At 61.3% G+C, this 25,766-nt stretch carries 24 protein-coding genes; 10 read left to right on the forward strand and 14 right to left on the reverse strand.

Going from position 1 to position 25,766, the window contains the following annotated elements; translation table 11 throughout:
* Window positions 1-35 precede the first annotated feature (35 nt).
* Window positions 36-803, reverse strand: a complete 768-nt coding sequence (locus IB272_RS21475) for a FadR/GntR family transcriptional regulator (protein ID WP_192444990.1) — start codon at window positions 801-803, stop codon at window positions 36-38.
* Window positions 804-985: 182 nt separating this feature from the next.
* On the opposite strand from IB272_RS21475, the gene IB272_RS21480 reads away from it, so the two are divergent.
* From IB272_RS21480 to IB272_RS21520, 9 genes are all read left to right on the forward strand, one after another.
* Window positions 986-1,969 carry an arabinose ABC transporter substrate-binding protein gene (locus tag IB272_RS21480; protein WP_192444992.1) on the forward strand — a complete coding sequence of 328 codons (984 nt, stop codon included), beginning with the start codon at window positions 986-988 and terminating at the stop codon, window positions 1,967-1,969.
* A gap of 174 nt (window positions 1,970-2,143) precedes the next feature.
* Window positions 2,144-3,658, forward strand: coding sequence for an L-arabinose ABC transporter ATP-binding protein AraG (gene araG / locus IB272_RS21485; RefSeq protein ID WP_134887096.1), 1,515 nt, complete (start codon window positions 2,144-2,146; stop codon window positions 3,656-3,658).
* The gene (araH, locus tag IB272_RS21490; protein WP_029742703.1) at window positions 3,655-4,605 is read left to right on the forward strand and encodes an L-arabinose ABC transporter permease AraH; all 951 of its coding nucleotides are present in this window, start codon (window positions 3,655-3,657) and stop codon (window positions 4,603-4,605) included. Before araG ends, araH begins: the two co-directional genes overlap by 4 nt.
* An 8-nt stretch (window positions 4,606-4,613) precedes the next feature.
* Window positions 4,614-5,501, forward strand: a complete 888-nt coding sequence (locus IB272_RS21495; RefSeq protein ID WP_029742704.1) for an aldose 1-epimerase — start codon at window positions 4,614-4,616, stop codon at window positions 5,499-5,501.
* A gap of 330 nt (window positions 5,502-5,831) precedes the next feature.
* Window positions 5,832-6,275, forward strand: coding sequence for a PRC-barrel domain-containing protein (locus tag IB272_RS21500; RefSeq protein WP_210333416.1), 444 nt, complete (start codon window positions 5,832-5,834; stop codon window positions 6,273-6,275).
* A 321-nt stretch (window positions 6,276-6,596) separates the two neighbouring features.
* Window positions 6,597-7,829 (forward strand): glycine betaine/L-proline ABC transporter ATP-binding protein ProV, encoded by a 1,233-nt coding sequence (gene proV / locus IB272_RS21505; RefSeq protein WP_192444994.1) that lies wholly within the window; start codon window positions 6,597-6,599, stop codon window positions 7,827-7,829.
* 22 nt (window positions 7,830-7,851) lie between these two features.
* Window positions 7,852-8,736, forward strand: coding sequence for a proline/glycine betaine ABC transporter permease (locus IB272_RS21510; protein WP_029742707.1), 885 nt, complete (start codon window positions 7,852-7,854; stop codon window positions 8,734-8,736).
* A 71-nt stretch (window positions 8,737-8,807) separates the two neighbouring features.
* Window positions 8,808-9,683 carry a glycine betaine ABC transporter substrate-binding protein gene (locus IB272_RS21515; RefSeq protein ID WP_134887095.1) on the forward strand — a complete coding sequence of 292 codons (876 nt, stop codon included), beginning with the start codon at window positions 8,808-8,810 and terminating at the stop codon, window positions 9,681-9,683.
* 78 nt (window positions 9,684-9,761) lie between these two features.
* Window positions 9,762-10,028, forward strand: coding sequence for a helix-turn-helix transcriptional regulator (locus tag IB272_RS21520; RefSeq protein ID WP_226020894.1), 267 nt, complete (start codon window positions 9,762-9,764; stop codon window positions 10,026-10,028).
* Window positions 10,029-10,182: 154 nt separating this feature from the next.
* Here IB272_RS21520 and IB272_RS21525 read toward each other — a convergent pair whose 3' ends face one another.
* The 11 genes from IB272_RS21525 to IB272_RS21575 all read right to left on the reverse strand — a co-directional run bounded on the left by IB272_RS21525 (window position 10,183) and on the right by IB272_RS21575 (window position 22,897).
* Complete coding sequence (locus tag IB272_RS21525; protein WP_192444996.1) at window positions 10,183-11,094, reverse strand: FAD:protein FMN transferase; 912 nt, start codon at window positions 11,092-11,094, stop codon at window positions 10,183-10,185.
* Between the two features lie 4 nt (window positions 11,095-11,098).
* Window positions 11,099-11,680: a nitrous oxide reductase accessory protein NosL gene (locus tag IB272_RS21530; RefSeq protein ID WP_192444998.1), complete on the reverse strand. Its 582-nt coding sequence runs from the start codon at window positions 11,678-11,680 to the stop codon at window positions 11,099-11,101.
* On the reverse strand, window positions 11,677-12,498 hold the full coding sequence (locus IB272_RS21535; RefSeq protein WP_192445000.1) for an ABC transporter permease subunit: 822 nt from the start codon (window positions 12,496-12,498) through the stop codon (window positions 11,677-11,679). The genes IB272_RS21530 and IB272_RS21535 overlap by 4 nt, the downstream gene beginning before the upstream one ends.
* On the reverse strand, window positions 12,495-13,394 hold the full coding sequence (locus IB272_RS21540; protein ID WP_060530200.1) for an ABC transporter ATP-binding protein: 900 nt from the start codon (window positions 13,392-13,394) through the stop codon (window positions 12,495-12,497). Before IB272_RS21540 ends, IB272_RS21535 begins: the two co-directional genes overlap by 4 nt.
* Window positions 13,360-14,688, reverse strand: a complete 1,329-nt coding sequence (locus tag IB272_RS21545; RefSeq protein WP_192445002.1) for a nitrous oxide reductase family maturation protein NosD — start codon at window positions 14,686-14,688, stop codon at window positions 13,360-13,362. Before IB272_RS21545 ends, IB272_RS21540 begins: the two co-directional genes overlap by 35 nt.
* 3 nt (window positions 14,689-14,691) lie before the next feature.
* Window positions 14,692-16,620: a TAT-dependent nitrous-oxide reductase gene (gene nosZ / locus IB272_RS21550; protein WP_060580812.1), complete on the reverse strand. Its 1,929-nt coding sequence runs from the start codon at window positions 16,618-16,620 to the stop codon at window positions 14,692-14,694.
* A gap of 35 nt (window positions 16,621-16,655) precedes the next feature.
* Window positions 16,656-18,815: a NosR/NirI family protein gene (locus IB272_RS21555; RefSeq protein ID WP_192445004.1), complete on the reverse strand. Its 2,160-nt coding sequence runs from the start codon at window positions 18,813-18,815 to the stop codon at window positions 16,656-16,658.
* 495 nt (window positions 18,816-19,310) lie between these two features.
* A complete protein-coding gene (gene ric / locus IB272_RS21560; protein ID WP_060520879.1) occupies window positions 19,311-20,018 on the reverse strand; it encodes an iron-sulfur cluster repair di-iron protein in 708 nt (235 codons plus the stop codon).
* Window positions 20,019-20,185: 167 nt separating this feature from the next.
* Complete coding sequence (locus IB272_RS21565) at window positions 20,186-20,515, reverse strand: DUF6522 family protein (protein ID WP_060603409.1); 330 nt, start codon at window positions 20,513-20,515, stop codon at window positions 20,186-20,188.
* A gap of 490 nt (window positions 20,516-21,005) precedes the next feature.
* Complete coding sequence (locus IB272_RS21570; protein ID WP_192445006.1) at window positions 21,006-22,322, reverse strand: epoxide hydrolase; 1,317 nt, start codon at window positions 22,320-22,322, stop codon at window positions 21,006-21,008.
* A gap of 134 nt (window positions 22,323-22,456) precedes the next feature.
* On the reverse strand, window positions 22,457-22,897 hold the full coding sequence (locus tag IB272_RS21575; protein WP_029742721.1) for a VOC family protein: 441 nt from the start codon (window positions 22,895-22,897) through the stop codon (window positions 22,457-22,459).
* 289 nt (window positions 22,898-23,186) lie between these two features.
* On the opposite strand from IB272_RS21575, the gene IB272_RS21580 reads away from it, so the two are divergent.
* Window positions 23,187-24,137 (forward strand): alpha/beta hydrolase, encoded by a 951-nt coding sequence (locus IB272_RS21580; RefSeq protein WP_060603403.1) that lies wholly within the window; start codon window positions 23,187-23,189, stop codon window positions 24,135-24,137.
* On the opposite strand, the gene IB272_RS21585 is transcribed toward IB272_RS21580, so the two are convergent.
* Entirely contained in the window at window positions 24,134-25,042 is a 909-nt protein-coding gene (locus tag IB272_RS21585; RefSeq protein WP_192445010.1) for a LysR substrate-binding domain-containing protein, read from the reverse strand. The genes IB272_RS21580 and IB272_RS21585 overlap by 4 nt on opposite strands.
* A gap of 121 nt (window positions 25,043-25,163) precedes the next feature.
* On the reverse strand, window positions 25,164-25,703 hold the full coding sequence (locus tag IB272_RS21590; RefSeq protein WP_060603510.1) for an Rrf2 family transcriptional regulator: 540 nt from the start codon (window positions 25,701-25,703) through the stop codon (window positions 25,164-25,166).
* Window positions 25,704-25,766 lie beyond the last annotated feature (63 nt).

The following is a 25,766-nucleotide window of genomic DNA, read 5'->3' on the forward strand; positions in this document are numbered from 1 at the left end:
AACAAGGCGACGACGTCGGCCGCCGGGAAGGGGTTTCAGCGCGCCGACGGGGCGGGCCGGTGACGTTCTACGGCAAGCTTGAGGTCGCGGGCGGCAAGATCCAGCATGCGCGTGGAACAGTCGCGCGCCCTCGCCTTGTCGCGCAGACGCAGTGCCTCGACCAGTTCGCCATGGATATCGATTGCTTCGTCACGACGTTCGGCAACTTCATTGGAGGCATACAGCGAGAACTTCAGCGCCGCCTGGATGATGCCGACGAGTTGCAGGAATACCTGGTTATGGCTGGCCTTGAGCAGGCAGGAATGAAAGGCGACGTCGGCATCGGTGAAGCCGACGACATCGCGCTCGCCGTCACGCATCGCCTGCCAGGCGCGCTCGAGGTCGGCAATTTCCTGGACGGTCGCGCGTTCGGCCGCAAACTCTGCGGCCGCCGGCTCGATTGCGCGGCGCGCCTCCAGAACGCAGTTCAAAAGATCGAATTCAAAGATGCGCTCGCCGATCCATTCGAGCACCTGGGAATCGAGGATGTTCCACTCGTCCTTGTTGCAGACGATCGTGCCCACCCGGGAACGGCCGCGGACCATGCCCTTCGATTCCAGCACCTTCAAGGTTTCGCGGATGACGGTCCGGCTGACGCCATAACGTTCGCAAAGGTCGTTTTCGCGCGGCAGGAAGGAGCCGACCGGAAAGACGTCGGCGCAGATGTCCGAGGCGATGGCGCGCGTCACATTCTTTTGAACGCGAGGGCGACGCTGGCCGCGCTCCTGCGCGCCGTTGCTGTAGTCCTGCTCTTCCACCGCCATTTTCCTCCCGCTCCCGTCTCCCTGTCGCTCCATAGCGCAGACGCTTGGAGGCGACAACGCAGCGAAGCACATTATCGTTATACATCACTATCTCATTCATCATACAAAGGCAATTGACGAATATGATGATTCATCATACACAAATGCTCACTGCAGGAGGCAGTTCACCAGGGAGAGACATCATGCGCTTTATCAAGGCAGCCATTCTGGCTGGTACCGTCGCCGTGTTTGCGGCAACCTCGGCGTTCGCTGCCGACGTCAAAATCGGCTTCATCGTCAAGCAGCCGGAAGAGCCGTGGTTCCAGGACGAATGGAAGTTCGCCGACGTCGCCGCTAAGGAAAAGGGCTTCACGCTGGTCAAGATCGGTGCGGAAGACGGCGAGAAGGTTCAGTCGGCAATCGACAATCTCGGCGCCCAGGGCGCGCAGGGCTTCATCGTCTGCACCCCTGACGTCAAGCTCGGCCCCGGCATCGTCGCGAAAGCGGCCGCCAACGACCTCAAGTTGATGACGGTCGACGACCGTTTGGTCAACGCCGACGGCAGCCCGATCGAAGACGTGCCCCACATGGGCATTTCGGCGACGAAAATCGGCGAAGCTGTTGGTCAAGCCCTGGTCGACGAAATCAAGAAGCGTGGCTGGGACATGAAGGACGTCGGCGCGATCCGCGTTTCCTACGACCAGCTCCCGACGGCGGTCGACCGCGTTGAGGGCGCACTTTCAGTTCTCAAGGCCAACGGCTTCCCGGAAGCTAACATCTTCGACGCGCCGCAGGCCAAGACCGATACGGAGGCAGCACTTAACGCCTCGACGATCGTGCTCAATAAGAACGCCGGCATCAAGAAGTGGGTTGCGATCGGTCTCAATGACGAAGCGGTACTCGGCGCCGTGCGCGCAACCGAGACGGTCGGCATTGCTCCCGACAGCATGATCGGCGTCGGCATTGGCGGCGCGGACTCGGCGATCAACGAGTTCAAGAAGCCTTCAGCAACCGGCTTCTTCGGCACCGTCATCATCTCGCCGAAGCGCCACGGCTACGAGACCGCACTCAACATGTATGAGTGGATCGCCAACGGCAAGGAACCGGAAAAGCTGACCCTGACCGCCGGCCAGCTTGCGCTGCGCGACAACTACGAGGCCGTACGCAAGGATCTCGGCATCGAGTAATCGCTGCTTGCGACACGAGATCACGATTGTTTGGGTCGGACCGACCCAAACAATCAACGTGATCGATTCTGGTAGTTTAGAGCGGGATGCGGGCGGAAAACCGCGCACACTTTCCTCATCCCGCTCTATCGGCCCGGCGGCTCGGCTGCCTGGCGTTCCGTATCGGAGCCGCATATGCAAGACTTCCTCGAATTCCAATCGATCTCCAAGGGCTATCCCGGCGTCCAGGCGCTGTCGGATGTCTCGTTTTCTGTGCGCAAGGGCGCCGTCCATGGCCTCATGGGTGAGAACGGCGCGGGCAAGTCGACGCTTATCCGCCTGCTCTCGGGCGACCAGTCCGCCGATAACGGCGAGATCCGTATTGAAGGCGAAGCACAAGGCTATCGCTCCGTGCGCGATGCGTTTCGCGCCGGTGTTATCGTCATTCACCAGGAACTGCAGCTCGTTCCGGAACTGACGGTCGCCGAAAACCTCTGGCTCGGCCACTTCCCCGGCAAGGGCGGGGTCATCGATCGGCGCCAGTTGCTTCGCGTCGTCGGCGAGAAGCTTGCGGAAATCGGCATTGACGTCGATCCGTCCGCCAAGATCGCCTCGCTCTCGATCGGCGAGCGCCAGATGGTCGAGATCGCCAAGGCCGTCATGCTTGATGCGCGCGTCATCGCGCTCGACGAGCCGACCTCGTCGCTGTCGTCCCGCGAAAGCGAAATCCTCTTTGCCCTGATCGAACGCTTGCGCTCGAATGGCACCGTGATCCTCTATGTCTCCCACCGGCTCGACGAGATCTTCCGGCTTTGCGACAGCCTGACGGTGCTGCGCGACGGCAAGCTTGCCGCCCATCATCCTGACATTTCCAAGGTCACGCGCGACCAGATCATCGCCGAGATGGTCGGACGCGAGATCTCCAACATCTGGGGCTGGCGGGGCCGCGATCTCGGCGCGGAACGTCTGCGCGTCGACGCGATCTGCGGTCCGAAGCTGAAGACACCCTTGAGCTTCTCGGTCCGGCGCGGCGAGATCCTTGGCTTTTTCGGCCTGATCGGCGCTGGCCGCAGCGAGATGACCCGGCTGGTCTATGGCGCAGACAGACGCCACCAGGGAACCGTGACGATCGACGGCGCGATCGTGCCGGCCGACAACCCGCCACAATCGATCCGCGCCGGCATGGTCCTGTGCCCAGAGGACCGTAAGTTCGACGGCATCGTTCAGGGGCGCAGCATCGAAGAAAACATGGCGATTTCGTCGCGCCGGCACTTTTCGCCCTTCGGCATCCTCAACCGCAAGAAGGAAGCGGAACTGGCGGACCGCTTCATCGCCAAACTTCGGGTGCGCACGCCGTCCCGCAAGCAGGACATCATCAATCTCTCCGGCGGCAACCAGCAGAAGGTCATCCTTGGCCGCTGGCTCTCCGAACAGGGCGTGAAGGTGCTGATCATCGATGAGCCGACGCGCGGCATCGATGTCGGCGCCAAGTCGGAGATCTACGAAATCCTCTACGAACTCGCCGGTCAGGGCATGGCGATCGTCGTCATCTCCAGCGAATTGCCCGAGGTGATGGGCATTACCGACCGTATCCTCGTCATGTGCCAGGGCCGGATCGCCGCCGATTTCGCGCGCACCGATTTCGACGAAAGACGCATCCTCGCCGCCGCCCTTCCCGATGTTCCAACCGAGCAGGTTCAGCCGTCATGACTTCCTTGAAAAAACTTCTTCTCGGCGAACAGGGTCTGGTCGTCATCTTCGCCGTCGCCTTCGCCATCGTGGCGCTGACGGTTCCGAACTTTCTGACTGAGCGCAACATGCTCGGCCTGCTGCAGTCGGTCGTCACTATCGGCATCGTCGCCTGCACGATGATGTTCTGCCTGGCCTCGCGTGACTTCGACCTCTCGGTCGGCTCCACCGTCGCCTTCTCGGGCATGGCCGCCGTCATGGCATCGAACGCCTCCGGCTCGATCCTCGTCGGCCTGATTGCGGCACTCCTGTGCGGCGGCTTCGTCGGCCTCGTCAACGGCGTGGTGATTGCGCATTTCCGCATCAACGCGCTGATCACGACGCTTGCCACCATGCAGATCGTGCGCGGTTTCGCGCTGATTGCGTCTGACGGTCGCGCCGTCGGTATCAACGACCCGAGCTTCTATCAGTTGGCACTGTCGAAGTTCCTGGGCATCCCTACGCCAATCTGGGTGATGGGTTGCTTCTTCCTCGTCTTCGGTTTCGTGCTGAACCGCACTGTCTTCGGCAAGAACACGCTCGCGATCGGCGGCAACCCGGAAGCCTCACGCCTCGCCGGCGTCAATGTCTCCAACATGCGCATATGGATCTTCGCACTGCAGGGCCTCGTCTGCGCTGTTGCCGGCGTGCTGCTCGCCTCGCGCATCACGTCAGGCCAGCCGAATGCGGCAACAGGTCTCGAACTCTCGGTCATTTCGGCCTGCGTGCTCGGCGGCGTCTCGCTTGCCGGCGGCAGGGCGGCGATGACCGGCGTGATCGTCGGTGTTCTCATCATGGGCATTGCCGAAAACGTCATGAACCTGCTCAACATCCAGGCCTTCTACCAGTATGTCGTGCGCGGCCTGATCCTTCTGCTCGCAGTGCTGCTCGACAATCTGCGGTCGGCAGCCGCCGGTCGTCGCAGTTAAGTTAGGGCATGACGGAAGACATCGTCCTCCTCGAAAACGAAGAAGGGCTCACTGTCGAGGTGAGCCCGCCTGGCGGCGCGATCCTGTCGGCCCGCTGGCGCGGTATTCCTTTACTGGCGCCGACGTCGGCACCGGGGCTTGCCTCGCAAGTGTTCGGCGCCGAGGCCTGCTTTCCGCTGGTGCCCTTTGGCAACCGCATTGAGGCCAATGGCTTCCAATTTGACGGTCGCGACTACAGGCTGGAAAGAAACACCACCGATCCGCTCGTTTTGCATGGAGACGGCTGGCTTGGACGCTGGTCAATCCTGCAGCGCGACCGGCAATCGCTCGCCATGCGCTTGGACCAGGAGGCAAGCGTTGCCACACCCTTTGCCTATGAAGCGATAGAGACGATCGCCATCGACGGACCGCGCCTGATCCTCTCGCTCTCCATCACCAACCGCGCCGACCAGGCCCTGCCCTACGGACTGGGCTTCCATCCATACTTTCCGCGCACGACTGAAACGCGCCTCATCGCCCGTGCCGACCGATACTGGAGCGAACGGGAAGGTCATCTGCCAGACCGCCCCGGCCCCATCCCTCAGAGCATGAACTTTGCATCCGGTTCCCCCTTGCCCCCGAACTGGCTGAACAATGCCTTCGACGGCTGGGATGGACGAGCCCGCATCGAATGGCCGGAAACGGGGCTTGCCGCTTCGCTCGAGGCCGATGGGCATTTTCGGTTCTTCGTTCTCTACTCGCCGTCGGCGACAAGCAGCTTCTTTTGCTTCGAGCCGATGAGCCATCGGCCGAACGCGCACCGCGATCAACGCGACGGCGGCCTCGTCCGCCTGCAGCCTCTCCAGACTGTGACCGGAACGATCGCGCTCAGCGTCGAGGAACTGGCGAGCGGGTAACAGTTCGCAAAGAGCGGTTTCGCATCCAGCAATCGTTTACAAGTAACCCTGGGTGAAATTGCTTTAAGTGAAAATTTTTGGTTGCTACCGCGGGGTCCTCGCGCCTGTGCGAACAGCCGGTGCCAGCGCCTCAGGCGGGATAGCTGCGATCGACCGCCCGGTCGCGGGTCTCCGGTAGAGATTGTGCAGGCATTGGGGACGAAGGCGAAAAGATCAAAGACTTCGCAAGATTGCTTATACCAATGATTCCGTGGAACTTTTTTGAGCAGGCTCCGTTTAGAAGCCGCCACGACCGCCCCGGTCGGTGGCGAGACTGAACAGGAGATATGCATGAATTATGTGACCGCCGCCGCGCTTTCCCTTGCCCTCGTTTCCAGCGCTGCCTTCGCGCAAGAACCCGCAGCAAACGGCGCAGATGCGATGCTGGTCGGCCCTGGCATCACGATGGGCACCACCGCAACGATGCCGCTGAAATATGTGGAAATCAAAGACACCGATATCGTCAATTCACAGCTCATCGGCGTCGATATCTACAACAAGCAGAACGAGACGATCGGCGAGATTTCCGACGTCGTCATCGGCGACGGCAAGTCCGTCATCGGCATCGTCGCAAGCGTCGGCGGTTTCCTCGGCGTGGGCGAGAGCTATGTCGTCATCGACCCGGCGTCAATTGCACTTGCCAACGACAACGGCACTTGGAAGGCCTATGTCGACACCAACAAGGATGACCTCTCCAAGGCACCAAAATTCGATTACGGCAAGCTGAAGAAATAGTGACCGGCCCTGCCGCGCGCGTTCGCTTCTCCGGCGAACGCGTTTTCGTCTTCGGGCGCCTGCACATCCGCCACCGAATAACCGCATTCAGAATGCGCGAAAGCATTCCATTTTCTGCGACAAATACCGCCACGACTTAGTTTTCTATTCTCACAATGTGGACATTTCTGCACGAGTGTGCCAAAAGACAATCGGATTGCGACATGATGTCGTATTTGCGCAGGCCTTTCTGGTCGTGCGCTTCTCCGTTTCGCTGATCGTTTCATCAGCCTTTCAAACACAAAGGAGAGTGCCCCGCTTCCGGAGCCGGGCCCAGAACATATGGCATTTCAAACTGAGAGCGACCGCTCGGCCGACGAGCAACCGGTCAAGATCAGTATCAAGAACGTTTTCAAGGTTTTTGGCGAGCGGCCGGACGAGGCGCTGAGCCTTCTTAAAGCCGGCAGCACGAAGGCGCAGATCCACGCCGAGACGGGTTGCACCATCGGCGTCAACAACGCGACCTTCGACATTCGGGCCGGCGAGATCTTCGTGATCATGGGGCTTTCGGGTTCCGGCAAGTCGACGATGCTGCGCCTCCTCAACCGCCTGATCGAACCGACCTTCGGTTCCATCGAGATCGATGGCAAAGACGTAGCACGCTTGCCGCGCAGCGAACTGATCGCCTTGCGCCGCCGCGACATAAGCATGGTCTTTCAGTCCTTCGCGCTGCTGCCGAACCGCAGCGTTATCGACAACGCGGCCTTCGGCCTCGAGGTCGCTGGCGTCGGCGAGGCCGAGCGCAAGGCCCGCGCCCGAACGGCTCTGCACGCTGTCGGGCTGGAAGGATACGACGACAGCCGCCCCGACCAGCTCTCCGGTGGCATGAAGCAGCGCGTCGGCCTTGCGCGAGCGCTCGCCGCCGAGCCCTCCGTGCTCCTCATGGACGAAGCCTTCTCTGCTCTTGACCCGCTGATCCGCACCGAGATGCAGGACGAACTTGTCCGCCTTCAGGCCGAACACAGTCGGACCATCGTGTTTGTCAGCCATGATCTCGACGAAGCCATGCGGATCGGCGACCGCATCTGCATCATGCAAAATGGTGAGGTCGTGCAGGTGGGCACCCCGGACGAAATCGTATTGAAGCCCGCCAACGACTATGTGCGGTCGTTCTTCCGCAATGTCGATGTCTCTCAGGTCTTCCGCGCCGGCGACGTCGCCCGCAAGACGCAGGTAACGATCATCGAGCGACAGGGTGTTTCGGCCGCAGCTGCACTTGAGCGCATGGAACACTACGATCGCGAGGTCGCCATCATTCTCGGCCGCGACAAGACCTATCACGGCATGATCAGCCGGTCTTCGTTGATCGCAACCGCCCGCGACGGCGCCGCCGACCCCTATCGGCGCGCCTTCCTGCCGGATATCGAGCCGATCCCGGCGTCGGAAAGCTTGTCCAACGTGCTTGGGAAGGTGGCTGCAAGCGCGTTCCCAATGCCTGTCATCGACGAAGCCAACCGCTACCTCGGCTCGATCAGCAAATCCGCGCTACTCGAAACGCTCGATCGCACCGCCTGATCCAGTCCTTCGGAGACAATTCATGACTTTCGATATCGGTGACGGCGTCGACAGCGCCGTCAACTACATCCTCGACAATTTCGCACCGCTGCTCGATCTGATCGCTGCCGCCATCGGCACCGTGACCAACAGCATCCAGGCGGCACTTCTCGCCGCCCCCTTGGCCCTCGGGCTCGCGATCTTCGTGCTTTTGTCGCTATGGCGCGTCGGCTTCGGCTTTGCGGTCTTTACCGCCCTTTCACTGATGCTGGTCGAACACATGGGCCTTTGGTCCGCGATGATGGAAACCCTGTCGCTCGTCATCGCATCGACGCTCGTTGCCATGCTCATCGGCCTGCCGCTTGGCATCGCCATGGCGCGCAGCGATCGCGTCGCGGCATCCGTGCGGCCCATGCTGGACCTCATGCAAACCATGCCGGCCTTCGTCTACCTCATCCCGGCGGCGATGTTCTTCGGCCTTGGCGCCGTGCCCGGGACGATCGCAACGGTGATCTTCTCGATGCCGCCGGTCGTGCGGCTCACCAATCTCGGCATCCGTCAGGTGCATGTCGAGTTCATCGAGGCCGGCAACGCCTTCGGCTGCACCGCCTGGCAGCTGCTCGTGAAGGTGCAACTGCCGAACGCCATGCCTTCGATCATGGCCGGCATCAACCAGACGATCATGCTTTCTCTCTCCATGGTGGTGATCGCCTCGATGATCGGTGCGGGCGGCATCGGCAACACGGTCCTGACCGGCATCCAGCGTCTCGACGTCGGAACCGGTTTCGAAGGCGGTCTCGCCGTCGTCATTCTCGCCGTCATTCTCGACCGGATCACCCAGAGCTTCGGCAAGGAGCGCGCCAGCCCGTGGCGCGTCCTGTTCCGCCGGCGACAGGAACAACCCCGGACCTCTCCCGTCACTGCCTGACGCTGCGGACTTTCCCATCCATCTGGCAGCGTTCGCGCTGCCGCTTGCAAACGTTCAAGAAAGGAACATCCATGTTCAAGACCCTTGCGACCATCAGCCTTGCGGCCAGCATTGCCGCCGGTACGTTTGGCGCGGCTGCCGCAGAGGAAAAGCCACCCGTCAGGATCGGCTGGGCCGCCTGGTCGGACGCCGAGTTCGTCACCAAGCTCGCCGCAAAACTGATCAAGGACGAGCTCGGCCAGGAGGTCGAACTGGTCCAAACGGATATCGCTCCGCTTTACCAGGGTGTCAGCCGCGGCGACCTCGATGCCATGATGATGGCTTGGCTGCCGGAAACCCACGCCGACTACTTCGCCAAGGTGAAGGACAAGGTAACGACCCTCGGGACCGTTTACGACGGCGCCAGACTCGGCTGGGTGGTGCCGAAATACATTCCCGAAGACGCCATCGCCTCGATCGACGACCTCAAGAAGGACGATGTGAAGGAGAAGCTCAAGGGCAGGATCGAGGGCATCGATCCCGGCGCGGGCCTTACGCGTCTGTCCGAGCAGGCAGTCAAGAACTACGCGCTCGACGGATACAAGCTGCAGATCTCCAGTGAGGCCGGCATGCTGACGACCATTGACCGGGCGATGCGCAAGAAGGATTGGTTTGTCGCCACGGCCTGGAGCCCGCATTGGATGTTCGGCAAGTACGAGCTTCGCTATGTAGCGGATCCGAAGAACGCGCTCGGCAAGGCCGAACGTGTGGACGTGCTGGCACGCAAGGACATCGAAAAGGACAACCCCGAAGTCTCAGGCCTGCTATCTCGCATGAAGCTGCCGATCGCCGATCTCGAAGCCGCGATGTTTAACGCCCAGCAGACCTCCTACGAAAAGGCTGTCGACCAGTACATCGCGGATCATCCCGACCAGATCAAAGCCTGGCTCGCCAAGGACGGTGGCTAAGCTCTGCCGCTCGCGTCCACAACCGACGCCCGCGATCTCGTTGCGGGCGTACCTCCCGACAGAAGGATCATCGACATCATGAACGACATGCTTGCACCCCGCGCCACGGCCGACGCCACTGACGACACGATCGGTGGCCGCATTTCGCTTGCCCGCGATGCCATCAAGCTTTCGATCGAAGAGATATCGGCAATCGCGGGTGTTACCGAAGAGACCTGGATCAGCTGGGAAAATGACCGCGCAGAACCGAGGGCCAACCGCCTCGACATGATGGCCGGCATCCTGCAGGTCAACATCGCCTGGCTTCTCGATGGGCGCGGAACAGGACCAGTGGAGGCGAGGTAGTCCGCAAGGACTGCCCGTTCGGCGCGCTCAGGAAGATCACCAACACCATCACAGGCGATCGTCGCTGCGGTCGCAGCCGCCTACCTTTCGCCGATCGGGGCCGAGACGGATCCGACCCTTCTCAAGCCCCGATGACGTTCCTTGGTCGCCCACCTTAAACGGAGACAGCTTCCAGGCGGACGCCGTCAAAACGCGCGTTCATCGCAACGATCGATCCGGCATCCGGCATCAGGCATGCGGCCGTCGCCAGCGCGTCGGCGATGGCAGCGGATGGTGCCGACACCGAGACAGAGCGCCAGTTTGCTGGCGCGGGCATTCCGGTCAGGGGGTCGAGAATATGTCCGTCTCTGGCTGCTTGATCGAAAGTCGTGCCGAGAGGGGCGGAGGTGGCGACCGCCCGCTGGCGCAGCGGCAGGCGCTGGCCTGATTCCAGTCGGACGGGCCATCCGCCGCCGCCCGGTCGTCCCCCGAGCGCACGGAACTCGCCGGTATCGATCAGAATGTCCGTCAGTCCCTCAGCTTCAAGCATTGCTGCTACGCGGTCGGCGACATACCCCTGGCCGATGCCGTTCAACGTCAGCGCCATGCCCGGATGCAACGTGATCGCTGCTGCATCGAGCTTGACCTTGCCCCAGCCGACGTTGCCACGCACGCGATCAACGTCCGCCGGGCCGGGTCGCGTGCCGTTTGCAGCCGATTGAGCCCAGAGCGTCCAGAGCGGCTGTACCGTCGGATCGAAGCGCCCGCCGCTTGCCAGGTGGACTGCGTTGGCCAGTGACAGACATTCCAAAAGCTCGAATGGCGGGTCTTGAAGATGACCGTCGCGGTTCAGCCGGCAAAGCGCGCTGTTGGCACGGTAGAGGCTAAGGATGTTTTCCAGACGGTCGATCTCCGCCATGACCCTGGAGACGATCGTCTCGGCCTCGGGGTGCGCAATCCGGATCGAGGCACGCGCGCCAAGAGCCTGACCTGTCCAGAAGCGGGTTGCCGCGTTGGCGTGGGCGATGGCGGGCGCCGTTGCGAGAACTGCAGAAATTGCAATCAAGCGGCGTCGGGTCAGCAGCATGGGGTCAACCTCCGGCTGGATGGGGCAATGCGCGCAGACGGCCGAGATAGTCTTCGTCGTCCGCTCGCGGTTCCGAGCCGGTCTCCACCGGCGTCAAAACCATGGCATCGGTAATATCGGCGAGCGCAAGCACCTGGCCGCCCTCGGCAAGAACGAAGGCCGCAGCCTCGTCGCGGCTTGAAAACGGCACGGCTTCGGGCGCACCCATGCCGCCTCGCCGGGCAGAGCCGACCACGTAGAACGCCTTGTCGGCGGCGATCCAGTTGCCGTCACCGGGCTGGTCCCACGTTGCTCCCGCAGCCCCCATGTCGTTGACATAGATGACGAGGATCGGCGCAATTTGCTCCGGCCCACGCGCATAGGCGATCGCATCGCGCACCTGACTGAAGAAGAGCGGCGCGGGGCTTCCTTCCAGAAAGATCTGGGCCTTCGGGCCGGGGTGCTCCAGAAGGTTCATCTGGCAGTAATGACCGAGGGTCTCGGGCGTCATGTCCTGCGCCACGATGCTTTGGGCGACGTCCTCCTTGCAGGCGGAAAGCAGCGCCAGAGCGGCCGCAACGAGCACGAAGCGAAGTCGGGTCCTCATGGGGTCACCTTTCGGAAGGCTGCGGCGGCAAGGGCTATGGCGGCGAGTGGCCAGGCGAGAAGGGAGGTTGCCGATTGCCAGAGCGGGATCGTGCCGGCGGCGCCACCCAGTCCGCCTGCGGCAGAAGCGGCCTGTGCGGCCGAGAGGTTAAAGACGCGAAAGGCGTCGGCAGGGTTGGCAAGCAGCGCAACGGGCAATGCGTGTGTGGTGAAGGCACCGCCTCCATCCGTCACGATTAACGCCAACAGGGCGAGGTCGTAGAGCACCACCGCCACCAGCCAGAGCGCGATGGCCAAGCCCGCCGCCCCCGACGGCCGTCGCGCCAAAGCCGAAAGCGCATAGCCGGTGCCAAGAAAGGTCGCACCCAGCAGCACCGAAGACCAGATCAGTCGCCATAGGGCGCCAAGCCCCGCGGTTGCTCCAGGATCGAACCAGACGGCTGCAAGCGCCGCCGCGCCGTAGCCAAGCGTCACGGCAAGACCGAGGATTGCGAGATGCGCCAGCAGTTTGCCGAGCAGAATCTGCAGGCGTGAGACGGGATAGGTGAGAAGCAGTGGCAGCGTGCCGCGTTCCACTTCGCCAGCCACCGCATCGAAACTCATCAGCAATGCCAAAAGCGGAACCAGATAGACCGCAAGCGAAGTGAGCGAGGCGACCGTTACGGAGAGCCGGTCGACGCCGACATCGCCCGTCGGGGCAGAGCCGGCGGCGGCCAGCACCAGGGCGAACAGCACCATCATGCCGGTGGCGATAGAGACCCAACGATTGCGCAAAGCGATACGGAATTCGCTGACGGCGGTGGCAAGGATGCGGTTCATTGCCCGTCCCTCCGGCTGAAGTGGCTGTAGATGTCCTCGAGGCTGGGAGGGATGACATCAAGATCGGCAATGGCGCTCCCAAGCGCCGCAATGCGGGCAAGGAGCGGCAGTTTTTCCGACTGCGACCCGCGAAGGCGCAAGAGACCGTCCTCCCCTTCCACCCCCTCGGGAAAGGTCGCTGCCAGCGCCGGCGCATGGCCCGGTGCGGGGCGAACGGAAAAGGCGACCGGAAGTGCCGCACGGGTGCGAAGATCGGCAAGCGTACCTTCTGCCACCAGTTCCCCACCGGAAAGGATGAGGATGCTGTCGGTGCGGGCCTCCACCTCGGTCAACACGTGGGAGGAGAGCAGGATGGCGGTTCCTTCTGCGGCCAACCCGTCGAGCAGGTCATAGAAGTCCCGTCGCGACACCGGGTCGAGGCCCGAGGTCGGTTCGTCCAGCACCAGGAGACGGGGGCGGCCGATCAGCGTCTGGGCCAGACCCACCCGCTGGCGCATGCCCTTGGAATAGGTACCGATCCGACGCCGCGCCGCGTGGCCAAGTCCGACCCTCGCAAGAAGCTCCGTGGCCTGCTTCGGGTTTTCGCCACGCAGTGCGAGATAGTGGCGAAGCTGTTCTTCTCCCGTCAAAGCCGGGTGAAAGGCGACATTTTCCGGCAGATACGCCACCTGGGTCCGCGCGGCGGGCGAACCGGGCGCCGAGCCGCAAACAGAAACCTCGCCGCTGTCGAAGGGGATGAGGCCAAGCACGATCTTCATCATCGTCGACTTGCCCGCACCGTTATGGCCGAGCAGTGCCGCGCGCCGTCCCGGCTCCAGCGCAAGGGAAACGGACTTGAGCGCTTCCACCGATTGGAAGCGCTTAGTGAGCCTGGAGATTGTCAACGTCGGTGTCATCGTAATTTCCTTCAGTCCAGCGCCCTGCGGCCTCCGCCTCATAGGCAAGGATTTCGAGCGGGACAGGGATGGTCAGGGGGCGCATCAGCGGCGCGCTGTCGCGCACGCCTCCAGGCAGCGTGGCGGGAAAATCCCGTTGGCTCCAGCGAACGATCTGCACGGCCGGCGAGCCGGTGAGCAGGCTTGCCGCGGGCTGCGACCAGAGGATCTGGTCCATCAGGTCGTTGGGGCGGTAGAAACTGTCGGCAACGCCGTCGCCGTTGAGGTCGAAGGCCGGATGATCGGACCAGAAATTGCCCCGGCCTTCATGGCTCCATTCCATATTGCGGGTGCCGACGTATTTGACCTGCTCGCGGTTGGCGATGAAGGCGTTGCCTGTCAGCACATTCTTTTCCGAACCGGCGGTGAAATGTATGCCAATGCCACAGCTCTCGAAGCGATTTCCCCAGACCAGGTTCTTGTGGGCGTTGTAGATGAACAGGCATTTCTTCGTGCCCCCGCGCACCAGATTGCCTGACACGTCGGCATTGTTGGCATAGTTCAGCATCAGCCCATGCTCGCGGTCGCCGAGGCTGAGATTGTTCAGGATCTTCGCGCGGTTGGAGAACATGATCGCAAAGCCCAGATGGTTTCCGATCGAGATGTTGTCGGAAACCTCGGTGTTGCGGGTGTACATGAAGTGCACGGCAAAGCGCAGGTCGCGCATGATGTTGCGGCGATAGATGCTGTCGGCGCTGGCGTTCGAAAAGATGCCGTCGCGACCGTAGCGGATAATGTTGTCTTGAAGCAGCGTACCGGGGCTGTTCCAGACATAGATGCCGTTACCGCGCTCGTTCATGCGGGCGCTGCGCGTGCCGGTGATCTCGTTTCCGGAGACAATCGTGTCGCGGCCGCCATGGACGTCGATGCCGTGCATGTTGTCGGTGACGAGCAGCTTTTCGACACGGGCGCGATCGGCGCCTTGAACGATTTTGACCCCGGCGTCGAGATCCTGGTTGATGCGACCCGAACCGGTGACGGTGAACCCCGTCAAGGTGACGTCCGACGCGGCAATCGTCACCACGCTACCCTGCTTAAGCCCATTCACCACCGCTCCACGCGGACCGGTGATGGTCAGTGGTCGGTCGATGGTGACGGGGCCGTCATAGGCCCCGTCGGTCAACACCAGCACATCGCCGGGTTGAGCCCCGGCGATGGCAGCGGCAAGACTGCCCGCACCCGGCACGACTGCGCGCTCCGCCGCTAAGAGCGGAGAGGCGAGAAGAAAGCCGATCAGGAGAACGGACAGCCGCATCGATCAGGCGCCCTTCGGTTCCACGAACATGCGGCCGCGCATTTCCATGTGCAGGGCATGGCAGAACCATTGGCAATAGTACCAGTAGACGCCAGGATTGGCCGCAACGAAGGTAACGGAGCTCGTCTGTTGTGGGCCGACCTCCATCGCCACGCCGTGATTGCCCATGGTGAAGCCATGGGTAAGGTCATCGATCTCATCGAGATTGGTGACGATGACCGTGACTTCGTCGCCCTCCTTCACCGTAAAGCTCGGCTGGCTGAAGCTGGGTGCGACCGAGGTCATGTAGACGCGAACCTTGTTGCCGTCGCGGATCACGGCCTCGGTCCATTCGTCGATGTCGACCTCATCGGCCTCGGCCTGCTTGCGGGTTTCGGCCCACAGCGGATCCTTGCGATCCCAGACCGAGCGGATGTTCGGCAGGATCGAGGGGGAGACGGCGATGGCGTCATGCGGCTCGGCGAAGGTCGGGCCGTCATGGACCAGCACCATCTTGTCACCGGAAATGTCGATCAACTGATCGTTTTCCGGCTTCAGCGGGCCGACATTCAGGAACCGGTCCTTGGAGAATTTGCACAAGCAAACGAGCCAGTCGTTGGCGGCATCGAGCGTTTCGCCCATCACCGTCTTCAAGTGGCCGGGTTGATACTGAACGTCGAGCTTGTCCTTGATCGGATTGATCTTCTCACCGGCGTAGGCGCGGATGGCCTCATCGATGTTCCACTTTACCACCTGGCTGTCGAGGAACAGCGAGGTATAGGCGTTGCCGCGCCCGTCGAAGGCGGTGTGCAATGGGCCAAGGCCCAGTTCCGGTTCCGCAACCACCGCGCTGCGCGGCTCGGCATTGTCGTAGAACAGGGCATCGAACTTCGTCACGTCCAGCACGGTGACGGTTGGCGAAAGCTTGCCGGCAACGCACAGATGCTTCCTGTCCGGCGCCATGTTGCAGCCGTGCGGGTTGTTGGCGATCGGGATGTAGCGCGTGAAGAGCGACTTGGCCTCCTTGCGCCCGTCCACCACCTTGACGCCGTTGATCTCCTCATATTGGCCGGCCTTAATGGCCTTCTCGATTTCGGCGATGTTGAAGACGACGATATGGTCCATCTCGGACTTGGTCATCTCCTCCAGCGTCATGCCCATTTCCGAGTTGTAGCTGGTGGAGAACGCCCACTTGCCCTCGTAGTCGGCATCGCAATTGTCGAGGTTGCCCGAGACCTTCACCTGCCATGCCACTTCCCACTTGTCGGCATCGACGGCGGTGAAGATGTTCACGTAGGTCGCCACGTCCGTCATCGTCGAGCCGTCGTTGACGAGCGGTGCCTCGTCCTCGCCGTTGCAGAACACATAGTTTGAACGCGGCCATTTCTGCGGACGCATGCCGTGGATGCCCTTGGCGTTGGGGATCTCCAGGATGGCGTCGGTCTTCATCACGTCGCAGCGCACGCGCGCCACGCGCGTATTAGCCTTGTCGTTCATGAACAGGTAGCGGCCGTCATATTTACCGTCGGTGAAGGACATATGGACGTGATGCAGGTCGCCGTTGTCGTGGATTTTCTTGCCGTTGGCGGCAAGCTGCTTCTTCGTCTTTTCCGTCATCGTGCGCTGATGGATCTGGATCGATTCATTGGTCTGCCCCCAACCGGTGGCCGAGCAACGGTTGAACACCGGCACGCGCATCAGTTCGCGCATCGAGGGAATGCCGAGAATGCGCATCTCGCCGGTCTGACCAGAGGACCAGAAGCCGTAGTAATCGTCGAGCTTGCCCGGTGCGACCGAGCCGTCGGCGCCCGTGGCCGCACGCGCCGGTGTCGCCAATCCTGCAGCGCCGAGGCTGAGTGCGGCCGGCCCTACAGTGCCCGCCAGAATGGCGCTGCCTGCAGTCGCGCTGAAAAGTGCTCGCCGGCTTAGTCCCTTGTGTTCCTTTGATTCCATGATCTGGTTCCTTTTTGCTTGAACCTTGGCTTCGATTAAACTTTGGCTGCGGGTTGATGGGTCGGCACGCCGCCCGGGCTTGCCGCAAGCTTCGCCCGCGACTTCATCTTCTTGATCACGACGGGGCAGACGGTTTCGGACTGGTAGAGCACCTGGCAGTGCAGGCAGTTGATGCACTCGTTCGGATTGATCTCGCCGGTCCGGTGGATCGCCTGCACCGGACATTGGTGGGCGCAGGTCTGGCAGGGGTTGCCGCATTCATGGTAGCGCTTGAGCCAGTCGAACATGCGTATGCGCGCAGGGATCGCAAGCGCCGCACCGAGCGGGCAGAGGTAGCGGCAATAGAACCTCTCGACGAAGAGCCCGGCGACGAGAAGTGCGACTGCATAGGCCACGAATGGCCAGGCGCGGATGAACTTCAGGATGATCGCTGTCTTGAATGGCTCGATCTCGGCCAGATGCTCTGCCTGCTCGACGCTCATCAGGGAGACCCCGAAAAGGCCGAGGAAGATCATGTATTTGATCGGCCAGAGCCGCTCGTGCAGGCCCCATGGCAATGTCCATTGCGGGATACGCAGCTTGCGTGCTATCTGGTTGGTCAGCTCCTGCAGTGCGCCGAAGGGGCAGAGCCAGCCGCAATAGGCTCCTCGTCCCCAGAACAGGAGTGCCGCGGCAACGGCAAACCACAGGATGAAGGTGAGCGGATCGAGCAGGAAAGCCTGCCAGCTGAACCCGTTGACGAGACTGCCGAAGAGCGCCATCAGATTGACGACAGAAAGCTGCGCGTTGGCATACCAGCCAAGAAAGACCAGCGTTACCGTCAGGAAGATGATGCGAAAGATGTAGAACGCTCGCGCGTTCCTGACCGCATAGGTCTGGAAGAAGAACACGCCCGTCAGCACGACCAACATGGCGCCGAGCACGACAATCTTCAGCTTCGAGTCGTCCCAGATGCGTTTCCACAGGTCGGACTGTGCAGTCCCCTCGTCACGATCAGCAACGGCTGCAACGTCCTTCACCGGTGGTGGCGCGACAGCACGCAGATACTTCTGCGGAAGCTGGTAACCCAGATCGAACGTATGAAAGACTTTTTCGACCGGTCCAACCTCACGTTGGGCCAGGAGCTGTATGCGGAAAGGTTTTGTCGGGTCGAAGCCGAGGCCTGCTTTAATGCGGAACAGGTCCATCTCGTTGTATTCCGGCGCACCGGCAAGCGAGATTGCGCCCAGGCGACGGTGGTCGCGATCACGAAAGCGAACGGAAACATCGTCCTGGATCAGCACGATGCGATCAAAGATGCCGCCGCGCACATAGCCTGATCCCTTGAAGGAATAGAGCCCGCGTCCGACCACGGCGATCGCGTGTTCGCCTTCGCCAAGCCAAGCCTGAAGGTTTTTCTCTTCGGCTGCCCCGAGAAAGGCCTTGCCGATGGAAGGGACCGAGACCAGTGCCGCCTGCATTTCGATGAATGTCGTTTCCGGCGCTTGCGCAATCGCGCGCTCGCGGGCGCGCTCATCGGGATGGGCGGCGAAAGCAGCATTGACCTGCGCAACGTCGAGCGACAGGCGGCGCAGCGTGCCGTCACCTTCTGCCTCGACCCAGTCGGCCGGCGCGGTAGCCGCGGGATCGATTTCGAAGCGCGGGCCGGCATTGTCCGCTTCCGGTGTCAATCCGCCAAGCCCGAGCGCGCGCGCAACCTTTAGCCCGGACCGGACGATCGAATCGTCGATGACCATGACGGTCACCGTCGCGCCCGAGATGATATCGACTTCGTGGGTCGTGCCGCCGGATTTCGCCTCGGCGACGAGATCAAGGCCTGCGTAGCCGGCAACAAGCGCCTTCACCTTGGCGTCGGGAATGCCGATGAGGACGATGGGTTCCGAATGTTTCACCAGCCGGACGCCGACGATCTTCGCATCCTTGTCCACCGCCACGAGCGTATGGATGGGTTTGCCGGAATAGCCGGTCGTTCCGACGAAATCCGAGGTCACGAAAACCCACGCCACCGTCTGGCCGCCCTTCAGCACCGGGGCCGCCGCCACATCATCACGCACAGCGCCAAAACCGTCCGCTCCTGGCACAAGATCGGAGGCTTTGGTGGTCGGCAAAAACTCCTGAAGCACCGATGCTGCGCTGGCGGATACAGCGCCCCACAGGCTGAGGCAGAGAAGAAGGACAAGACGGAAGAGTTTCATTCCAGGGTGTTTTCCCGCAAATCGTTGCCGGAGCATTGAAACTTTGGCGCGGGACATTCTTTGATCTAGCTCAAACAAAGACAGCTTCGTTGATTGCAATCCTTGATTGTCGCATGTCGTGCACGGATTGATGCTCAGGTGGAGCTGGGGAAAGGACTTCGCGCCAAGCCGGCGGCCGACCAGCGCAAGAACAATACCTTTGAAGTCGGATCGCCCGGCCCGTGGCCTGCCCTCCCCGCGATATCTGCCAGGGGACGGCAGGCAGCCCGCCACCCACAACTACTGCGCGTCGTGCGAATAAATTCCGCCCTGTGAGCTCGGCTCGCGAAGAGCAAATTGATGGCCGCGGTGCCTCGTGGGGGCACGTCGGCGCCAGCTCAAAACAGTGAAAGTGTGCCCGGCGCTAAGCGCCGGGTAGGGTTGCGTGCAAAGAGATGTGTGAAGCTCCGCCTCCTCCCGTTGGGCAAAGCGATGCCGGAAAGACCTGTCAGGGCTTCACCCCGCGGAACGCGCTGCTGGCGAGAGAGCGGAACCCTCAAATGCATCAATGCCAGCGAACCGCGGAAACAGAACGCTGTTTTCCAGATGCATATGTGTAACGAGATCGTCGCAGAATTTTTGAACTCCGACATAGAGCGCCGTCCAGGACCTGCAGGCCCCGTCCGGAAGCGTAAAACCATGCGTCAAATGCTCGATCACGGCGAGGCTCCGGCTCTCGCATGCATGATCGTCCCGCATGCCGGCAATCAGATGTCGGATGTCTGGATCGGGCTCATGGCGCATCATCGGAAAGAGCGCAAGCTCTTCCCGCGCCATATGGGGAAGAAGGTGGTCCTTGAGCTCGGCCAGCGCGTCGGCAAGACCAAGTGGCGCGGAGCGATGAGCACCGTGGACGTGCTCCACCTTTTGGGCAAGCGGGATCAACCATTCCAGATCGGTGCGGTGGGTCTGGTGATAACGCTCCAGAATATGAGCGATAAGCTCGCCTGTAGCATCCGGAGCCTCGCGTCTTGCGGCAAGCTCCAACGCCTGAAGCCGATCGAGCAGATCAGCGGCCTCTATGCCGGCATCCGCGGCCGCTTGCGCAAGCGGTACATCGCCACCACAGCAAAATCCGATCCCGTGCTGTCTGAAGAGTTCCGCGGCACCGGGAAGCTCGCACGCAATCACTCCGACGGCTGTGTCCAATGTGTATTCGGTCAATGTGCTCTCCTTGGCGCCTAAAAGGTCATGATCCGCAATCGATTTCAAAGCGGGGCGATCCATGATCGTTGTTCAAGGGAGAAGCTGGGGCAGTTCTTCCGATCGTTCTTTGTCGAAACGCAACTTTATTCCGGAAGGATCGCAATCGTTGAAGATCTGAATGACCGTTAAGGGCCCTTGCCGCTGGTGCCGTGGCGACGGCGCCAGTTCGCCAGGCGCTCGCGCTCGAACGTGAAGACTTCATCGATCACCGTACCATCGGAAGATACGGTTGCATTCCAGAGACGCCCGCCGCATCGAAGCGTCAACCGGAATGTGCCCAGGTGCTCCCCTTGACCGATCTCAACCTGGCTCTTGACTTCTCCCCGGTCGAGGCGATTTCTAAGCTCAGTCGGGGGCAGACGCAGCGCCGACGACATGGTCGCCGCCGGCACGGAGAAATCGCCACTGGCGTCGCGCTCGACGCGCAAAACTCGTCGGTTTGTCAGTGTCAGCATAGAGCTTTTCTTTTGGATGACGTGTCGTCCCTCGCGCGCGGATGAGGCCGCGCCAGACGGTCCCGTGATGCCTCAAGGCGAACGCTAAGAAGATCGAGCAAAAAGCAGTCGTCAATGCCAGCAGCCGGGATGCTGGCAAACAGTTCAGCAACCTCAATCGTGCAATCGCATAACGTTGGATCCCTCTGTTCCATCTCGACCATGATTTGAACCCTCCAATGTGCTCGATCCGCGAAACCCGGCTGCTCCTTGCTAGATGTTTGGCGTCAGGCCTCGTTGCGCTAACGCAAGCTTTCGGCGCGGTCGTCAAATTCCTCGCCATCATCGACATCCCGGTATCGCATCGGATCAAGCACGTCGGCTACTGACTATTCGACTTAAGTATTCTGCCGCAAAGCCGATACCGATGCCGGCTGAGACCGGCTCCCTTGCTGACCGCGCGGCAATCCGCGCGGAGCTTGCTTGGCCTCTTGGGATGGCGATCCATCGTCTAAGAGCGCATAGACTTGAAGCCTGCTCTGATCTCCTCGACGAAGATTTCGGGTTCCTCCCAGGCGGCGAAGTGCCCACCCTTTAAGGCGCGGTTGTAGTAGACGAGCTTTGGATAAGCCTTTGACAGCCATTGCTTCGGTGGCCGATAGACCTCGCCCGGAAAGACGGTGACGGCCACAGGAACCCTGGCTGGCGTGAGCTTCGCGCCTGCCTTGACGTTCTCCCAATAGATACGTCCGCTCGAGGGCCCTGAGTTGGTCAGCCAATACAAGGTGATATTGTCGAGGATGGCGTCCTTGCCGAGCGCCTGTTCCGCATCGCCACGCGTGAACACCCAGTCGGCGATCTTGTCCAAGAGCCAGGCTGCAAGCCCCACCGGTGAATCGGCAAGGCCGTAGCCGATCGTTTCCGGGCGCGTACTGAGGATCGAGGCGTAACCAAAACCGTTGTTCAGGAAGTCACGAGCCTCGTCGAAAACCTTCTTTTCATCGGCAGACATGGTCTCGGGAGCCGGCCCGCCGTTCTTCAACGCCTTGGCAGCGTCCGCTGGAAGCGTCGTCGAACGCTCCACCCTGTTGACGTGGATGCCAAGCAGTCCGGCTGGCGCCTGACGCGCCAGGGCATCGCTGATGATTGCGCCCCAATCACCGCCTTGCGAGACATAGCTGTTATAGCCGAGTCGCTTCATGAGGGCGTCCCAGGCACGTGCGATCCGTTGCGCCTCCCAACCGGTCGTGTCTGGTTTTTGCGAAAAGCCGAAGCCTGGTATTGAAGGGATGACGAGATGGAAGGCGTCTTCGGCCTTGCCGCCATGTGCAGTCGGATCCGTCAGCGGATCAATGACGTCAAGCAGTTCAAAGATCGAACCCGGCCACCCGTGGGTCATAATCAGCGGAAGAGCATTCTCATGGCGGGAGCGTACGTGGATGAAATGGATGTCGAGCCCGTCGATCTTCGTCAGGAATTGGGGAAACGCGTTCAGCTTGCGCTCTGCCCGGCGCCAATCATAGGAGGACTGCCAATACTGCGCGAGTTCACGAAGCTTGCGCTGCTGGACGCCCTGGGACCGATCCGAGACGGTCGCGCTGTCTGGCCAACGGGTTGCGACCAGGCGCCTTCTGAGGTCAATGAGGGCATTTTCGGGAATGTCGGACTTGAATGGTTGGATGGCATCGCCCGTCGCCGTCGCTTTCACGATGTCGGCTGCGATGCCGGTTCCGGGCAGCACGGCGGCGGCTACACCGATCGCGGCGCCCCGAAACAGAAACGAGCGCCGCGTGAGCGGCCCGTCGCCAGCCTTGTTTTCCAGGTTCATTTCAAAAAACTCCTGTCCGCTAATCCAGAAGGCACATTGGAGAGATCCGCGCAGAGCTCTTGTTCAAAAGATACGCAGAAACAGGTCGAGCGGGGGGCTCGCTCCGCGCGACGGCCCCCGCACTCCATTGATCATCAAACCTCGTCGGGGCCTTTGCGGTAGACGAGAAACTTGTTGCCTTCGGGATCTCGGAAATAGGCACAATAGGGGTCACCGCCGTCCGGGCCTCTCGGGCCGGGAGCACCCTCGTCGGAACCTCCTGCTTCCAGTGCCGTGGCATGAGCCTGATCGACCTGGGCTCGAGAGCGCGCTTCAAAGGCGACCATGGTGCCATTGCCGGCAACCGCTGTCTCTCCGTTGAAGGGCTTCGTCACACCGAATTCGAGGGTACGGTGGCCGTAATAGACAGCGCGTCCGGGCTGGACGAGCACGCGGCCGATGCCGAAGACGGCAAGGAGCTTGTCATAATAAGCCGCTGCGGCATCGAGGTCGTTCGTGCCGACGGTAGAGTGGCCGGCGAGCGCTCTTGTCTTTTCCGCGATCTCCTTGTGCGGGGAGGCCGTGATGTCGTTCATTTTCCTCAGTCCTTTCGTCGCGAGTGACGGTCTCGTCTCGCTGCTTCGTTCGGGATCGTCGCTAAACCCGGCGATCCATGAATGACGGGAATCTACGGATCGCACCTGCTGCCCGGTACTGAGCAAATCTGAGAGCCATCCTCTCGCTTGAATGCACTGGCGTCCACTCGAGAGCGAATTTGCCCGAGTTCAAGAGGGTGCCTCTCAAAAACTGCATCTGCCGACGGACTGCTCGATGCCCGATGCTCTGGTCACACTCACCATTCAGAGACCGGAAGGACTTAAAGACATGGCATCGCTCAAGACCGTCGTCGCAACAGCTTCTGCGATCATGGCATCGACCGCACCAGGACACGCGGGCCCAATCGGCTCCGCAACGCCCCTGAAAATCGACTTCATCACGATCGACGAGAACATAACGCTCCGACGAATGGTTTCCCGTCAGGGCAATCCGAACGGCACGGTTCTCTTCCTGCACGGCTTTCCCGAGACGCTGGGCGTCTGGACGAAGATCACGGAAACTATGGGCGCACAGTACGAAGTGCATGCGTTCGATTGGCCTGGCTATGGCCAGTCGTCGCGTCCTTCCCCGGAGCGGTTCTCCTATTCACCAAGAGACTACGCCAAGGTTCTCAAAGCCTATATCGACAGATCGGGCATCGACCGATCGAATCTGGTGATCTACGCCTCGGACATCGGCAGCCTTCCCGCTCTGCTTCTTGCGCTGGAAGAACCGACGGTCGCGAAGAAGATCATCGTCGGCGACTTTGCGCCGTTCAACAGGCCGCATTGGATGTACGAGAGCCTTCAAAATCTGAAGGCCGAACCGACGGCAACACCGACACGCGCCTATATGAACAAGACAAGCGACGAGATCTTGGAGAACGTACATCGGCGTGGCCTTGCACCGGAAAACCAGTTCGACTTGCCGTCCGAGGTGCAATCGGACATGAAGGAATCCTGGATGCGCGACGGTGTGACGACAGCCGACGCCTTCGCATTCTATTACGCCCACTTCACGCGGGATGAAGATTATCTTGAGGCCAATCTGTCTAGGCTCAAGACCCCGATCAAGGTGATCTGGGGCGAAAAGGACATCTACATCAAACCGGAGATGGGCAAGGAGTTCGCCGATCGAACCGGTTCGAAATTCGCCGTTCTAAAGGGTGTTGGCCACTTCCCCCACCTTCAGGATCCGTCACGAACAGTCGACGAAGTTCGCCGCGCCTTCGCCGACTAGGCCTTCAAGGCCTCACTCCGCCCGAAGACAGTGCGAAGGCGAGGCAGGGCCCAGTCAATGAAGGAGCGCACCTTCAACGTGAGCATGCCCTGACCGGAATAGACGATGTGGATCGGTCTCGACGCGCCGTCGAAACCCTCCAGAACCGGCACGAGGGCGCCTGACGCCAACTCGTCCGGGATCTGGTAATCGAACAAGCGGGCGATGCCGGCTCCGCCGACCGCCGCGGCCACGCAATTGCCCGCGGTATTCACCTCAAGACGATTGCGGGGAACGGCCTCCATCGGGCGGCCGTCGACATCGAACGTCCAGAAGAACGTCCGCTTGTTAAAGAGTATTCCGTCATGGCCTTCAAGATCGCCCGGATGCGTCGGCACACCCCGGCGCTCAAGATATGCCGGGCTGGCGCAGGTCAGCAGGCGAAACTCTCCGGCCTTGACCGCATAGAGCGAACTGTCCGCGAGGTCGCCGAGACGAATGGCGATATCGACCTGCTCTTCGACAAGATGGACCGTTCTGTCGAGCGAAATGAGGTTCAGAGATACCTCCGGGTGCCTCTCCAAATAACCAAGGGCGATCGGCATGATGTAGCGGGCGCCGAACTCGACCGGTACGGTAATCGTCAGCGTACCGCGCGGTGTCTGGTATTCGCCCGAGGCTCGCCGCTCCGCCTCCTCCAGATCGCCCATGATCTTTCGGGCCGCCTCGACATATTCCCGGCCCGCATCGGTGAGTTGAAGGTTGCGGCTGGTGCGCACGATGAGGCTCGCCCCCAGGTACCGTTCGAGTTCGGCAACCTTGCGACTGACGCTTGGCAGCGGAGCATTCAATTTCCTGCTTCCTGCGGAGATGCTGCCGGCATCAACGACTGCGAGCAGCATTTTCATTGCTTCGAAGCGATCCATGATACCCCCGCCAACTCTCTTGACGCTGATTGCGCGCTACGGCGTCTCTTGGCCTCCGCCGCGAGACAAAGCGCTCAGAACGCGCGGACAACAAGAGAGAGTATCTTTTTGCGGCGCTCTGTCACTTGGCTCCTGCCGAGGCGCCGCGGCGCCGGCGTTGTGGCGTGCGCGCCGCAAGCCAATCCTTTACCTGGCCCGCATGCTCCTTGGGCGCTTTAGAGGCAGCACGTCCGGCAATCGCTGCTAGTGTGTGGCTTGCCATGACCTCTCGTGCCCGCTTCTCCGCTTCGATCATCACAGCATGAATGGAACAGACGCCGTCCTTTGCCCAGGCTGGGGTGCTGTCTGCGAAAAGCGCACATTGTCCTCGGATTTCCTTGCATTCAAACAGCGCTTTGCGCCCGTCGACTGCCTCAATGACGTCGAGTGCAGTGATGTCGGACGCGGGGCGTGCAAGGGCAAAGCCGCCACCAATTCCCTCGCGTGCAATGACTATGCCCGCCTTCTGGAGTTTCGTGAAAAGCTTCGCAACGTATTCGGCGGGTATTTTCTGGAGTTCGGCAAGATCGCGCGCACTCGCCGGCTGGCCCAACTCCTCCGCGTCAATAAGCAGGAGGAGACTGTGTAGAGCGTATTCGACGCCTGCGCTTACGTGAGCCATGGAACACCAAAACAGCGACAAATATAGTCGGAGATAACATCGAACACGCGTTTCAGCAAGGAT

Origin of the sequence: Ensifer sp. ENS08 (assembly GCF_014852195.1) — a bacterium.
GTDB lineage: Bacteria > Pseudomonadota > Alphaproteobacteria > Rhizobiales > Rhizobiaceae > Ensifer > Ensifer adhaerens.

Excerpts from the sequence above, each read along its gene's own strand:
- IB272_RS21585 (WP_192445010.1), bottom strand. The coding sequence starts at position 25,042 with ATGGATCGCTTCGAAGCAATGAAAATGCTGCTCGCAGTCGTTGATGCC.
- araG (WP_134887096.1), top strand. The coding sequence starts at position 2,144 with ATGCAAGACTTCCTCGAATTCCAATCGATCTCCAAGGGCTATCCCGGC.
- IB272_RS21570 (WP_192445006.1), bottom strand. The coding sequence starts at position 22,322 with ATGAACCTGGAAAACAAGGCTGGCGACGGGCCGCTCACGCGGCGCTCG.
- IB272_RS21535 (WP_192445000.1), bottom strand. The coding sequence starts at position 12,498 with ATGAACCGCATCCTTGCCACCGCCGTCAGCGAATTCCGTATCGCTTTG.
- IB272_RS21575 (WP_029742721.1), bottom strand. The coding sequence starts at position 22,897 with ATGAACGACATCACGGCCTCCCCGCACAAGGAGATCGCGGAAAAGACA.
- IB272_RS21510 (WP_029742707.1), top strand. The coding sequence starts at position 7,852 with ATGACTTTCGATATCGGTGACGGCGTCGACAGCGCCGTCAACTACATC.
- IB272_RS21515 (WP_134887095.1), top strand. The coding sequence starts at position 8,808 with ATGTTCAAGACCCTTGCGACCATCAGCCTTGCGGCCAGCATTGCCGCC.
- IB272_RS21500 (WP_210333416.1), top strand. The coding sequence starts at position 5,832 with ATGAATTATGTGACCGCCGCCGCGCTTTCCCTTGCCCTCGTTTCCAGC.
- IB272_RS21555 (WP_192445004.1), bottom strand. The coding sequence starts at position 18,815 with ATGAAACTCTTCCGTCTTGTCCTTCTTCTCTGCCTCAGCCTGTGGGGC.
- proV (WP_192444994.1), top strand. The coding sequence starts at position 6,597 with ATGGCATTTCAAACTGAGAGCGACCGCTCGGCCGACGAGCAACCGGTC.
- IB272_RS21480 (WP_192444992.1), top strand. The coding sequence starts at position 986 with ATGCGCTTTATCAAGGCAGCCATTCTGGCTGGTACCGTCGCCGTGTTT.
- IB272_RS21590 (WP_060603510.1), bottom strand. The coding sequence starts at position 25,703 with ATGGCTCACGTAAGCGCAGGCGTCGAATACGCTCTACACAGTCTCCTC.
- IB272_RS21565 (WP_060603409.1), bottom strand. The coding sequence starts at position 20,515 with ATGCTGACACTGACAAACCGACGAGTTTTGCGCGTCGAGCGCGACGCC.
- IB272_RS21475 (WP_192444990.1), bottom strand. The coding sequence starts at position 803 with ATGGCGGTGGAAGAGCAGGACTACAGCAACGGCGCGCAGGAGCGCGGC.
- IB272_RS21545 (WP_192445002.1), bottom strand. The coding sequence starts at position 14,688 with ATGCGGCTGTCCGTTCTCCTGATCGGCTTTCTTCTCGCCTCTCCGCTC.
- nosZ (WP_060580812.1), bottom strand. The coding sequence starts at position 16,620 with ATGGAATCAAAGGAACACAAGGGACTAAGCCGGCGAGCACTTTTCAGC.
- IB272_RS21530 (WP_192444998.1), bottom strand. The coding sequence starts at position 11,680 with ATGAGGACCCGACTTCGCTTCGTGCTCGTTGCGGCCGCTCTGGCGCTG.
- araH (WP_029742703.1), top strand. The coding sequence starts at position 3,655 with ATGACTTCCTTGAAAAAACTTCTTCTCGGCGAACAGGGTCTGGTCGTC.
- IB272_RS21580 (WP_060603403.1), top strand. The coding sequence starts at position 23,187 with ATGGCATCGCTCAAGACCGTCGTCGCAACAGCTTCTGCGATCATGGCA.
- IB272_RS21540 (WP_060530200.1), bottom strand. The coding sequence starts at position 13,394 with ATGACACCGACGTTGACAATCTCCAGGCTCACTAAGCGCTTCCAATCG.
- IB272_RS21495 (WP_029742704.1), top strand. The coding sequence starts at position 4,614 with ATGACGGAAGACATCGTCCTCCTCGAAAACGAAGAAGGGCTCACTGTC.
- IB272_RS21525 (WP_192444996.1), bottom strand. The coding sequence starts at position 11,094 with ATGCTGCTGACCCGACGCCGCTTGATTGCAATTTCTGCAGTTCTCGCA.
- IB272_RS21520 (WP_226020894.1), top strand. The coding sequence starts at position 9,762 with ATGAACGACATGCTTGCACCCCGCGCCACGGCCGACGCCACTGACGAC.